The organism is Actinacidiphila yeochonensis CN732, assembly GCF_000745345.1.
Classification (GTDB): Bacteria; Actinomycetota; Actinomycetes; order Streptomycetales; family Streptomycetaceae; genus Actinacidiphila; species Actinacidiphila yeochonensis.
Map to the genome: position 1 here is coordinate 325,327 of NZ_JQNR01000004.1, position 12,419 is coordinate 337,745.

General features: G+C 75.8%; 10 protein-coding genes and 1 pseudogene. 7 read left to right on the forward strand and 4 right to left on the reverse strand.

Going from position 1 to position 12,419, the window contains the following annotated elements:
• Positions 1–12: 12 nt before the first annotated feature.
• From BS72_RS08235 to BS72_RS08245, 3 genes are all read right to left on the reverse strand, one after another.
• Positions 13–681 (reverse strand): response regulator, encoded by a 669-nt coding sequence (locus BS72_RS08235; protein WP_037908347.1) that lies wholly within the window; start codon positions 679–681, stop codon positions 13–15.
• Positions 678–1,916, reverse strand: coding sequence for a sensor histidine kinase (locus BS72_RS39130; RefSeq protein WP_051950812.1), 1,239 nt, complete (start codon positions 1,914–1,916; stop codon positions 678–680). Before BS72_RS39130 ends, BS72_RS08235 begins: the two co-directional genes overlap by 4 nt.
• A gap of 118 nt (positions 1,917–2,034) precedes the next feature.
• Positions 2,035–4,374, reverse strand: a complete 2,340-nt coding sequence (locus BS72_RS08245) for an MMPL family transporter (protein WP_037908349.1) — start codon at positions 4,372–4,374, stop codon at positions 2,035–2,037.
• 319 nt (positions 4,375–4,693) lie between these two features.
• On the opposite strand from BS72_RS08245, the gene BS72_RS08250 reads away from it, so the two are divergent.
• A complete protein-coding gene (locus BS72_RS08250) occupies positions 4,694–5,095 on the forward strand; it encodes a hypothetical protein (RefSeq protein ID WP_051950813.1) in 402 nt (133 codons plus the stop codon).
• Between the two features lie 374 nt (positions 5,096–5,469).
• Here BS72_RS08250 and BS72_RS08255 read toward each other — a convergent pair whose 3' ends face one another.
• Complete coding sequence (locus BS72_RS08255; RefSeq protein ID WP_037908351.1) at positions 5,470–5,826, reverse strand: DUF5132 domain-containing protein; 357 nt, start codon at positions 5,824–5,826, stop codon at positions 5,470–5,472.
• A gap of 1,106 nt (positions 5,827–6,932) precedes the next feature.
• On the opposite strand from BS72_RS08255, the pseudogene BS72_RS39135 reads away from it, so the two are divergent.
• The 6 genes and pseudogenes from BS72_RS39135 to BS72_RS37900 all read left to right on the forward strand — a co-directional run.
• Positions 6,933–7,295: pseudogene (locus BS72_RS39135) on the forward strand (ABC transporter substrate-binding protein); the annotation flags it as partial.
• 104 nt (positions 7,296–7,399) lie between these two features.
• A complete protein-coding gene (locus BS72_RS08260) occupies positions 7,400–8,302 on the forward strand; it encodes an ABC transporter substrate-binding protein (protein WP_265736785.1) in 903 nt (300 codons plus the stop codon).
• A 37-nt stretch (positions 8,303–8,339) separates the two neighbouring features.
• Complete coding sequence (locus BS72_RS08265; protein WP_037908353.1) at positions 8,340–9,317, forward strand: ABC transporter permease; 978 nt, start codon at positions 8,340–8,342, stop codon at positions 9,315–9,317.
• Positions 9,318–9,320: 3 nt separating this feature from the next.
• Positions 9,321–11,348, forward strand: coding sequence for a dipeptide/oligopeptide/nickel ABC transporter permease/ATP-binding protein (locus BS72_RS08270; protein WP_232792276.1), 2,028 nt, complete (start codon positions 9,321–9,323; stop codon positions 11,346–11,348).
• A complete protein-coding gene (locus tag BS72_RS37895; protein WP_265736786.1) occupies positions 11,345–11,854 on the forward strand; it encodes an ATP-binding cassette domain-containing protein in 510 nt (169 codons plus the stop codon). The genes BS72_RS08270 and BS72_RS37895 overlap by 4 nt, the downstream gene beginning before the upstream one ends.
• Positions 11,812–12,249 (forward strand): ABC transporter ATP-binding protein, encoded by a 438-nt coding sequence (locus BS72_RS37900; RefSeq protein WP_265736787.1) that lies wholly within the window; start codon positions 11,812–11,814, stop codon positions 12,247–12,249. Before BS72_RS37895 ends, BS72_RS37900 begins: the two co-directional genes overlap by 43 nt.
• Positions 12,250–12,419: the final 170 nt, after the last annotated feature.

Consider the following 12,419-nt stretch of genomic DNA (forward strand, 5'->3'; position numbering starts at 1 on the left):
TGCCGGTGCCGGTCAGGCGGGCGGCCGGATGAGGCCGGTGCGGTAGGCGAGGGCGACGAGCTGGGCGCGGTCGCGGGAGCCGGTCTTGGTGAGGGCGCGCTGGACGTGGGTGCGGACGGTGAGCGGGCTGAGGGTGAGGCGGGTGGCGATCTCGTCGTTGGTGAGCCCCTCGGCCACCAGCGTCGTGATCTCGCTCTCGCGGGGCGTGAGGTCGGCGACGGCCCGCCCGGCGGCCGCCGAGGGCAGGACCGGGCCTTCGAGGAAGGTGGCGATGAGGTGGCGGGTGGCGGTGGGCGACAGGAGGGCGTCGCCGGCGGCGACGGTGCGGATGCCGTCGAGGAGGGTGTCCGGGCCGGCGTCCTTGCCGAGGAAGCCGCTGGCCCCGGCGCGCAGGGCGCGGGCCACGTACTCGTCGGTCTCGAAGGTGGTGAGGATCAGCACCCTCGTCCGGGCGAGGTCGGGGTCGGAGCAGATCGCCTCGGTGGCGGCCAGGCCGTCGGTACCGGGCATCCGGATGTCCATGAGCACGACGTCGGGGCGGTGGACGCGCGCCTCGGTGGCGGCCTCGGCACCGTTGGCGGCCTCGGCGACCACGGTGAGGTCGGCGGCGGAGTCGATGAGCAGCCGGAAGGTGGCGCGCAGGAGTGCCTGGTCGTCGGCGAGCAGCACAGTGGTGGTCACGTGGGGGACTCCGGTCCGTGGGGCGGGATGGGGTCTGCGGAGAGCAGCGGGAGTTCCGCCGTGACGGAGAAGCCTCCCGTGCCGCGGGGGCCCGCGGAGACGTGGCCGCCGACCAGTTGGGCGCGTTCGGCCATGCCGATGAGGCCGTAGCCGGACGGTCCGGTGGAGCCGCGGCGGCCGGGGCGCGGCGGCGGGCCGTCGTTGGTGACGGTGAGGGTGAGGCGGTCGGCGCCGAAGGCGAGGGCGACGTGGGCGGTGCCGGTGTCGGCGTGCTTCGCGACGTTGGTGAGGGCCTCCTGCGCGATGCGGTAGGCGGTCAGACCGACGGCGGAGGAGACCGGGACCGGGGTGCCGGTGGTGGAGAGCGACACCGTCAGGCCGATGCTGGCGAACGAGCCGGCGAGGTCGTCCAGCTGGTCCAGCCCGGGTGCGGGGTGCAGGGGCGACTCGTCGTCGTCGCGCAGGACGCCGACGGTGGCCTTCAGCTCGCGCAGCGCCTCGGAGGTCGTGCCCGCGAGCTCTTCGAGGATCGTGCGGACGCGGTCGTCGGGGTGCGCGCGGGCGAGGTAGGCGGCGGTGCCGGCCTGGGCGTTGGCCAGGGCGAGGTGGTGGGCGACGACGTCGTGGAGCTCGCGGGCGATGCGGATGCGCTCCTCCGCGACGCGGTGCCGGGCCTCCTCCTCCCGAGTGCGTTCGGCGTACACGGCGCGGGCCTCCGCCGCGTCGACGTACGCGCGCCGCAGCTGGAGGTTGCCGCCGACCAGGGGCATGAGCAGCAGCCACGCGCCCGGGTTGAGCGTCTTCAGGACGACGGACTCGTTGCCGGGGCTGGTCAGCAGCGCCAGGGGCACCAGGACGACGGTGATGCCGACCGCCCAGCGGAAGGCCGCCCGCCGGTCGTGGTCGAGCGCCATCCAGTACAGGGCGAGCATCAGCGGCCCGAGGGTCAGGGGGGTGAGCAGCAGCCCGAGCGGGGCGGCGGCCGCACCGCAGAGGGCCGTGACGACGACCACGGCGGTGGGGTGGTGCCGGCGGCCCGGCAGGGCCAGGCAGCCGGCCGCCGCCAGGAGCGTGCCCCACAGCCACTGGGGGCCGCTCTGCACCCGGGAGCTGATCCAGGCGCCGCTCGGTCCGATGACGACGAACAGCGCGGTGGCGAGGATCGCGTCGGAGGCGAGCGGCCGGCGCCGGGCGTACTGACGCCAGCGCACGGTCACCGGCCCGGTGGTGTGCATCGTGCCCTCCGCTCGGACTTCCCAGGGGTACATCGTGGTCGCCGGCCGGGAGCACGGACGCCGGGCCCGCCCGTGTCGGATGACACGGGCGGGCCCGATGCCCCGGTCGGCGCAGCGCTCAGACGCGGCCGGCGGCGGCGCGCTCCCGCTCCGGCGGGGGAGCGGGCAGCGGTTCGAGGTGCTCGCTGAGGGCCTCGCCCTCGACGTCGACCCTCGGCAGGACGCGGGCCAGCGGGCGGGGCAGCCACCAGGCCCACCTCCCCAGCAGGGCGAGAACGGCCGGCACGAACGCCATCCTGACCACGATCGCGTCGAAGAGTACCGCGGCGGCGAGGCCGAACCCGATGGTCTTGATCATGGAGTCCTGGGCGGTGACGAAGCCCGCGAAGACCGAGATCATGATCAGCGCGGCGGCCACGACCACCCGGGCGCTGGCACGGAACCCGCTGACCACGGCCGTCCGCGCGTCCTCGCCGTGGACGTGCGCCTCCCGGATGCGGGAGACCAGGAAGACCTCGTAGTCCATGGCCAGCCCGAAGACGATGCCCACCAGGAAGATCGGCATCATGCTCATGATCGGGCCGGACTGCTGGACGCCGATCAGGCTCGCACCCCAGCCCCACTGGAAGACCGCGACGACCACGCCGAGGGCGGCGAGGACCGAGAGCAGGAACCCGAGGGCCGCCTTGAGCGGTACCAGGACGGAGCGGAAGACGATCGCCAGCAGGACGACCGCGAGCCCGACGACCAGGACCAGGTACGGCACCAGGGCGTTCTGGACCTTCTGCGCGACGTCGATGTTCAGCGCGGTGGTGCCGGTGACCTCGAAGGTCGCGCCGGTGCCGGCCTCGGTCTCCGCGCGGTGGTCGCGGATGGAGTGCACCAGGTCGACGGTGGCGTCGTCGGTCGGGCTGGTGGAGGGGACCACCGACAGGACGGCGGTGTCGCCCGCGGTGTTGAAGCGGGCCGGGGAGACGGACACCACACCCTTCGTGGACTCCAGCCGGTCCGAGACCTGTGTGACGGCGCGGTGCGGGTCCCCGGCGCCGTGGGCGTCCACGACGACGGTCAGCGGGCCGTTGAAGCCGGGGCCGAAGCCCTTGGCGAGGTCGTCGTAGGCCCGGCGCTCGGTGGACGAGGTCGGCTTCGACTCCGCGCCCGGCATGCCGAGGTGGAGTCCGAGCACCGGCACCGCGAGGACGCCGAGGCCCACCACGGACAGCAGCAGCACCGGCAGCGGACGGCGGGTGACGAACCCGGCCCAGCGGCTGCCGCCGTTGGACGGCTTCGCCGCGCCGACGCCGCTCACCGCCGCGTGGGCGACGGCCCGGTCGGACGCCTCCCGGCCGGCCCGGCGGCGCGCACGGCGCCCGCCCGTCGCGGCCGTGGCGTCCTTCGCGCCCGTCACGGCCTGACGCCTCGCCCGCCTGGCGACGCGCCGCAGCTTCTTCGGCAGCACCGCGTCGGGCCAGAAGCCGAGCATCGCGGGCACCAGGGTGAGCGCGACGAGGACGCTGACGCCGACCGCGCCGGCGGCCGCGAAGCCCATCTTCGTCAGCGTCGGGATGTCGACGACGAACAGCCCGGCCAGGGCGATCACCACGGTCAGGCCGGCGAAGACCACGGCCGAACCCGCGGTGCCGACGGCCGTGCCGGTCGCCTCACGCGCGGTGCGGCCCTTGCCGCGCTCCTCGCGGTAGCGGGAGACGATGAACAGGGCGTAGTCGATACCGACCGCGAGGCCCAGCATCGAGGCCAGCGCGCTGGTCGAGGAGGAGAACCCGAAGGTGCTCGCCAGCGCCCCGACGGCGAGCACGGAGGTGCCGACGCCCATCAGCGCGGACAGCAGCGGCAGCCCGGCGGCGACCATCGACCCGAAGGTGACGACCAGCACGACGGCCGCGACGGCGATGCCGATCCCCTCGGCCGGACCGCCCGCCGACACCGGGTCGGCGAGCGCGTCGCCGCCGACCTCCACGGTCAGCCCGGCGGTGCGGGCCTGGTCGATCGCGTTCTCGACCGGCGTCTTGTCCGCGTCCGTCAGGTCCGCGGACGCCTCCTTGAAGGAGACGGTGCTGTAGGCCGTGGTGCCGTCCTTGCTGACGGCGCCGGAGCTGAACGGATCGGCCGCGGAGGCGACGGCGGGCGCGTGGCCGGCCTGGTCGACGGTCTTCTCGACCGCGGCCTTGTTGCCGGCCGCGGTGACCTTCCCGCCATCCGGGGCGACGAACACGATCCGCGCCGTGGCGCCGTCGGAGGCGACGTGGGGGAACCGCTGGTCCATGAGGTCGTACGCACGCTGGGACTCGATACCCGGCATGGTCGTCGTCTCGTTCTGGGCCTTGGGCGCGGCCTGCGAGCCCACTGCCACGCCGACGAGGACCACCCCCCACAGGAGGGTGACCAGCCATCGGGCGCGGAACGCGTTCCGGCCCAGACGGTATAGGAGAGTAGCCACAGTGCTCGTACCCTCAGCTTCCTGTTCTCGGGGACCCCTCAACCCTCCCCTGAACAGGCCGTTCGCCGCGTCGTGCGGTTGCTGTCACTTCGGTGTACTGCACAGGCAGTACCCGCGGCGGCCGTGGCCGTCCGCACGGCGTACCCGGCCTGGGGCCGCGGGGTGGAGCGGGTGGACCCCTGCCGCCCCCACCCTCACCGCCGCCTCCCAGGGCGAGGACCGTCCGGGCCGGTGCGGCCCCGCGCACCGCAGCGTGTGCGACGGCGAACGGCTACGGTTCGGCAACCGTCGGTAGCCGTGAGGCAGGAGGGGAGCGGGCGTGCGGGAGCTCGGTGCGGCTGAGGTGAGGCCGCTCCGCGTGTGGGCGCGGGGCGTGGCGGGCGACCGGCGCGCGAGGTCGGTGACCGAGGTCATGGAGCGGTGCCCGCCGGTGCGGGCTCCGGACGTGCGGGAGGCGGCGCTGGGGCTCAGGGCGCGCGGCTCAGGACTGGCCGAGGCGGACCTGCGGCTGGCGCTCGGCGCCGTGCGGAGGGTGGCTGGCTTCGCGCGGGCCACGCGGTACCTGGTCCCGGCCCCGGACGCGGGCCGGCGCCGTGAACTGCTCGCCCCGCGGCTGCTGCGCCGCGGCGAGCGCCCGTACCGCGAGCTGGGGCTCAGGCCGGACGAGCTGGCGCTGGGGGAGCGGGTGGTCGCCGAGGCCCTCGCGGACGGGCGGGCCTGAACGCCTCCGGACAGGTCCCGTTCCACCTCGTCCGCTCGTCCGCGCTGCTCGGTAGGGCCTGCTTCGGCCCGGTCCGGGAGGACGGCTCCGCCACCTACGTGCTCGCGAGGGTCTGGGCGGGCGGCGGGCGGATCAGCCCCACCGTGGTGGTGGACGGGCTGGTCGGAGGGGTGTGGCGCCGCGACCGGAGACGTGCTCTCGCCCTGGAGCTGTTCGCCGGTGCTCCGGACGGCGCAGGCGCTCCGGACGGCGCCGACGATGCGGCCCTGGCGGCTGCCGCCGCGCACGCTTACGTCGCGGGGAACCTCGATGCCGAGGTCCGCGACGTCGTCCGCTTCAGCGCCGGACGGCCTCCGGAGAGGAAGCGGACGGCCTCAGGAGGTCTTGCCGGCCCCGACCGGCCGCCCCTTCGGGGCCGACCCGGTCGCGACACCGGACGCGGGGGCCTTCTCCTGGGCCGCCGAGGGAACCGACTCCGTCCCCCGCGCGGCGGCGGGGGACGGCACGCTCACCGTGGGTCCGTCGTCGACCAGCTGCGCGGCCACCACCTCGGCGGTCACTTCGGCGGCGAGGTCGTGCAGCCCCTCATTGGCCTCGTGTGCGACCCGCTTCACCTCCAGGGCCAGCCCGACCGAGGTCTTGAGCAGCCCCTTCGCCAGAGGACGGACGAGCCTCTTGGCGAGCGGGCCGACGATGAGGCCGATGAGAAACGGCGGGACGACAGGGGGCATGGTTTCCCTTTCTCGGGTTCTGGGCTGCCGCGTGGCGCGCGCGGAGATCGCGTGCGGCCGAGGCGGCAGCGGGAAGCGCGTGAACCGCCGGGGCACGGGCGGCCCGCGCCGAGCCGCACGCCCGGTTTCCCGGACCGCCGACAGCCGAGGTCGAACGATGGAGGAGGCCGGCTGAGCAGAGGCCGCCTGAGTTCTGGAATCCCCTCGGGCGCCCCACGGAAAGGAGATCGCGGGGGCAAAGCGAGCAGGGCGGTGAAGCAAAGGGAGGGAGCGGAGGAAGCGGAGGGAGGGGAGAGATCGGATACGGAGCGGGCGGTGTGATCGGCGCGGAGTTCTGAGCGGATTCCTGAGCGCTGTTCTGAAAGGACGGGGTGGTGGTCTGCGGCGGTGATTCCGGCTCCCGTTGCCGGGCGGCGGCCTCGGGGTCGATTCCAGCACCGGAAAAAGCCTAGCCGAGGTGATCCGGGCGCGGCCAAGCCGCTTGGCGACCGTTCACTCGGACGAGTAAAGGGCAGCCGTACCGAGGGCGTGATTCCAGCCCGCGGCGGTGGGTTCGGTGCCGCGCCCGTCGGGCAGGAACGGCCCGGACACCGCCTCCGGCCTACCTTCCCCAGGAATTGACCGAACGGGTCGGCCTATTCCGGTCATTCACCGCCGTCCTCCCGATCGACCTCCTGTTCGGTCACCCGGGAGGGCGACTTTCGGGATCGGTTCCCGCCGTACCGGGAAGGCGGTTTCCGGAGGGCGAACGCGTGGTCCGCGGCGCCGGTGCTGGGCAGAGCGCCCCCGAACCCGGCCCGGCGGTCCGCCCGGCCACACGTTCCGGACCGGTTCGACTCCGCTCGCACCCGCGAACGTCGCGGCATCATGGGCCGGTGCTCCGCAGACGCCTGACCGTCCTTCAGCGCACCGCCGCCGCCGTGACCGCCGCCGCCTGCGCCCTCTCCGGATGCGCGGCCGTGCCCGGCGCCGGCCGGGCCGCGCCCGGAACCGTCCGCGTGGCCGTGCCGTCGGACATCACGAGCTTCCACCCGTACTCCACGTCGGGCACCGCGGCCGCGCCGTACGCCTACGACTCCCTCGTCCACCTCTCCCGGGCCGGGCAGGTGGAGTCCGGGCTCGCGACCCGCTGGCGGGCAGATGCCACCTCGGCCACGTTCACCCTGCGCGCGGGCGTGACGTGTTCCGACGGAACGGAGCTCAAGGCGTCGCACGTGGCGCGCTCCCTGAGGTACGCCGCCGACCCGGGGAACCACCTCGCCGCCGCTCAGCAGGCGCTGCCGGGCACGCCGCTGGCCGTCCGGGCCGACGACCGGCGCCGGGAGGTGACGGTGTCGACGACGTCCCCTTACGGCTTCCTCGTCCGCACCGTCGGCCTGCTCCCCGTCATCTGCCCCGCCGGACTGGACGATCCGCGCTCTCTGGACCGGGCGACACACGGAACCGGCCCCTACGTCCTGCGCGCCTCCAGGGCGGGCGGCCCCTACGTCTTCGCGCGGCGCCGCGGGTACGCCTGGGGCCGGGCGGCACCCGCCCGGACGCCGCCCGCACGCCGACCCGGATCGTGCTCTCGGTGGTTCCCGAGGAGTCGACGGCGGCGAACCTGCTGCTCACCGGCGGCCTCGACATCGCCGAGGTCGCCGGCCCCGACCGGGCCCGGCTGTCCGGACGGGGGCTGTACGAGGCCGCGGTCCCCACGGTGGTGGGGCTCAGCTTCTTCAACGAGGCGCCCGGGCGTCCGCTCGGCGACCAGGTGGTGCGCGAGGCGCTGGTGGGCGTCCTGGACCGGGCCGGCCTGGCCGACGTCGCCGTCGGCGGCGACGGCACACCGGCCGGGCACCTCACGGCACGCGGCACCGTCTGCCACTCGGACCTGAGGCTCCCCCGCCTGACCCGCGCCGCGGCCCTGGCCCGGCTGCGGAAGGCCGGCTGGCGGCGGGCGGCGGACGGCCGTCTCCGGCGGGCCGGCGACGGCCGCCAACTGCGGCTGCGCGTCCTGAGCAGCCCCGCGAGCGGATCGACCCTGCCGGCCGTGGCCGAGCTCATGGCCGTCACCTGGCAGGCACTCGGCGTGCGGACCGACCTCGTCAGCGAGAGCCTCCCGGCCCTGGTGCGGGCCATGTACGAGGACGGCGACTTCGACGTCGTCATGGGAAGCGCGCCGGGCCCCCCGGTTCCGGCCCAGCTGGTCCCCTTCTTCTCCGGCCCGCCGCCGCCGGCCGGGCTGAACTTCGCCCACATCCGCGACCCCCGCTACGCCGACCTGGCCCGGCAGGCGGTGCGCCGCCCCGACACCGCCGGCTGCCCGCTGTGGAACCGGGCGGCCCAGGCAGTGCTGCGCCACGCCGACGCCCTGCCCGTCGCGGACGGCAGCGAGGTCCTGTACGGACACGCGGTGCGGTTCGACGTGGGGGACGGGGGCCGCCTCATGCCCGCCAGCATCCGGACGACAGCCCGCCGGAGCGCGGCACGGTGAGTCACGGGCGCACCGCACGCTCCAGGAGGAACCGCGTATGACCGACGTGCCCGCGGGCCGCGGGCGGTGCCGTCGGTGGACGGCCTTCCTCGCGCGCCGCCTGACCCGATGCGCCCTGTCGCTCCTGCTGGTGGCGGCCGGGGCGTTCGCGATGGTCCGCCTCGTCCCCGGCGACCCGGTGCGGGCCGCCCTGGGCGTGGACGCGCCCCCCGCCCTGGTCGCGGCCCGGCGCCACGAACTCGGCCTCGACCAGCCCTTCGCCGCGCAGTGCCGGCAGTACCTCCGCGCTGTCCTCCACGGCGACCTGGGCACCTCCCTGGTGACGGGCCAACCGGTGACCGAACTGGTCGTCACACGGCTGCCCGCCACGCTGGGGCTCGCCGGGCTGGCGTTCGCCGTGGTGCTGGCGGTCGCGGTGCCCGCGGGGCTGCTCGCGGCCGTCCGGACGCGCGACGGCCGCCGGCCGCGCGCCGACCTGGCGTTCACCACCACGGCCTCGGTCCTGGCCGGCGTGCCCGACTTCGTCCTGGCGGCCGGGCTGACGGCCGCGCTGGCGGTCGGCCTGCCGCTGTTCCCCGTCGCGGGCGGCACGGGCGCCACGGCGTACGTGCTGCCGGTGACCGCGCTCGCGCTCACGCCGTGCGCGATGCTGACCCGGGTCGTGCGCGTGGAGGCGCTCAAGGTCCTGTCCGAGGACTACATGCGCACCGCACGGGCGAAGCGGCTCCCCGCCCTCACCCTGTACACCCGCCACGCGCTGCCGAACATGCTCACCGCCTCCCTCGCCGTGGCGGGGAACCTGCTGCCGGCGCTCATCGCCGGAACGGCCCTGGTGGAGAAGGTCTTCGCGTGGCCGGGGCTGGGCTCGGCGATCGCCCAGTCCGTGGTCGCGCAGGACTACCCGGTGGTGCAGGCGACGGTCCTCGTCCTGGGCACGGCCGTGCTCGCGGCCAACCTCCTGGTGGACGTCGCCCTGGCCGCGCTCGATCCGCGCTCGACGCTCGGGGAGGGCTGAACCGTGTCCGTGCCGTCGTCCGCACCATCCCGCCGGCCGGGGACGCCCGGCCGGCTCCGCGCCCGGTGGGCCCGCGCCGCGACACCGACGGACCTCGTCGCCGCGGCCATGGTCGGCGTGCTCGTCGCCCTCGCGGTCCTCGGCCCCGTCCTCTGGGGCACGGAGGCGGCGCGCCCGCACCCCGCGCAGGTGCTGCGCGGACCCTCCGCCGCCCATCCGTTCGGCACCGACCACCTCGGGCGCGACCTGCTCGCCCGGGTCCTGGCCGGTACGCGGATCTCGCTCCTGCTGGCACTGGCGGCCACCGCCCTGGGCGGCACGGCCGGAGTGGCGCTCGGCGCGGCCACCGCGGTCGTGGGCGCCCGTGCGCGCCGGGCCCTGGCCTTCGTGATCCAGCTCCTGCTGGCCTTTCCGGCGATCCTGGTCTCGGTCTTCTGCTCCGTCGTCCTGGGGGCGGGAGCACGCGGCGCGACGCTCGCGCTCGCCGTGGCCATGGTCCCGGGGTTCGCGCGGGTCGCGCAGACCCTCGCCGCGGGCGTCGCGGAGAGGGACTTCCTGCACGCCGCCCGCCTCCTCGGCCTGCGGCGCCACCGGCTGCTGCTGCGGCACGTGCTGCCCAACACCGCCGAACCCCTCGTCCTCCAGACCACCGTGTCGGCGGGGGCCGCGCTGGTGGCGCTCTCCGGGCTCAGCTTCCTCGGGCTGGGCGTGCAGCCACCGTCCTACGACTGGGGCGTGCTGCTCAGCCAGGGCCTCGACCGCGTCTACACCGATCCGCTGCCCGCCCTGGCCCCGGCGCTGGCGATCCTGTGGGCGGGACTCGCGTTCCAGCTTCTCGGAGAGTCGGTGGCCGGCCGGCTCGCCCGGCGGCACGGGCCACGTCCTGCACCGCCGTCGGTACCGCGCCCGGCACCGGTACCGCGTCCCGCACCGTCTTCGGTACCGCACCCGGTACCGCACCCGGTACCGCGCCCGGCAGCGCCGTCGGCTCGGCGTTCCGACGGCACGCGCGCCTCGACCGGCACGGGGGCGGCGGAGGAACCCGTGCTGTCCGTGACGGACCTCACCGTTCGCGTCCCCGGGGCGCACGGCACGGCGGCCTGCCCGGTCCAGGCGGTCACCCTCTCGGTCCGGGTGGGAGAACTCGTCGGACTCGTCGGCGAGTCCGGCTCCGGCAAGTCCCTCACCGCCCTCGCCCTGGCGGACCTCCTGCCGCCGCGCCTCCAGGTGAGCAGCGGCGGCCACCGCTTCCTCGGCCACGACCTGGACGCCCTCACCGCCAGGGAGCGCGACCGGCTCCTCGCGACCGGCATGGCGACGGTCTTCCAGAACCCCGCCTCCGCGCTCAACCCGGCCCTGTCCGTGGGCACCCAGCTGACCGAGGCGGCCCGTGCGCACCTGGGCCTGAGCCGCGCGGAGGCCACGGCCCGCGCGCTGGCCGCCATGCGGCAGGTGGCGCTGCCCGACCCCGTCCGCCTGCTGCGGGTCCGTCCCCACCAGCTCTCCGGCGGCCAGCGGCAGCGCGTCCTGATCGCCGCGGCGCTGATGACCGGTCCGCGGCTCCTCGTCGCCGACGAGCCGACCACCGCGCTCGACACCACCGTCCAGCGCCAGGTCGTCGACCTGCTGGCCGGGCTGCGCCGGGACACCGGCATGGCCGTCCTGTTCATCAGCCACGACCTGGCCCTGGTGGCCCAGCTCTGCGACCGGGTGCTGGTCATGTACGCGGGCACGGTGATCGAGAGCGTGCCCGCGGCCCGCCTCGCCTCGGACGCCCGCCATCCGTACACCCGGGAACTGGTCACGGCGCTCACCGCTCCGCTGCCGCCGCACCCGGCGCCGGTCCCGGTCCCGGTCCTGGCACTGACCGGGGCGGGGTGTCCGTACCAGGCACGCTGCGCGCACCGCGGCGAGCGGTGCGCCAGCGAGAGGCCGCCGCTCGAACCGGCCGCAACCGGCCACGAGGTCGCCTGCTGGCACCCCCTGGAAGCCCCGCTCCCGCGCGACCCGAGAGAGGTGTCCTACCCATGACAGCGCCGGCGCTCCATGCCCAGGACCTGACCGTCCGCCACCACGGGCCGCGCGGCCCGGTCACCGCGGTGCGCCGCGTCAGCCTGGAGCTGCCCGCGGGCCGCACCACCGGCCTGGTGGGGGAGTCCGGCTCGGGCAAGTCGACGCTGGCCCGCGCGCTGGTCGGCCTGTGCCCGCCGCACGGCGGCCGGGTCCTGGTCGACGGACGGCCGGTACGCGTGCGGACGGTCGGCGAGCGCAGATGGCTGGCCGGGCGCGTGCAGATGGTGTTCCAGGACCCGGACACGTCGCTCGACCCGCGGATGACGGTGCGGCACCAGCTGACCGAGGCGGTGACCGCCGTGCGGCGGCCGGACCGGGACGCGCGGCAGCTCCGGGTCGCGGAGCTGCTGGAACTCGTCGGCCTCGACGCGGACGTCGCCCCCGGCTGCCGCGGGAGCTCTCCGGCGGCCAGCGCCAGCGGGTGGCCCTCGCCCGCGCGCTCGCCGTGGAGCCCCGGGTGCTGATCGCGGACGAGATGACCTCGGCCCTGGACGCCCCGACGCAGGCGGCCGTGCTGGGCACCCTGCGCGGCCTCCAGCGCCGTCTCGGCCTGACCGTCCTGTTCATCAGCCACAGCCTCAGCGCGGTCCGGAGGATGTCGGACCTGGTCGCCGTCATGTACCTCGGCCGGATCGTGGAGCACGCCGAGGCCGAGGAGCTGTTCCGCTCACCCCGGCACCCGTACACGCGGATGCTCCTGGACGCGGAGCCGACCCTGGCCGTACGGACGCTGCCCTCCCCCCGGTTGCCCGGCCCGCCGCGCCTGGACGACGAGGCACCCGACCCGGCGGCGCCCCGCGGGGCTGCCCCTTCCACCCTCGGTGCCCGGCCGGTCCGCGCCACCGTCCGGACCGCGTGAGCTGCGGTGAACGGGACCCGCAGCCGCAGGCGCCCGGCCGCCCGCACCGCGCGGCGTGCCACTTCCCGCTGACCCTGGGCCGCGACCTGTGAGGCGAGGGCGGTGCCCGCCCGGCCCCGGAGGCCGGCCGAACACCGCCCTCCGGGCGGGAACGGACCCCGCCGGCCGGG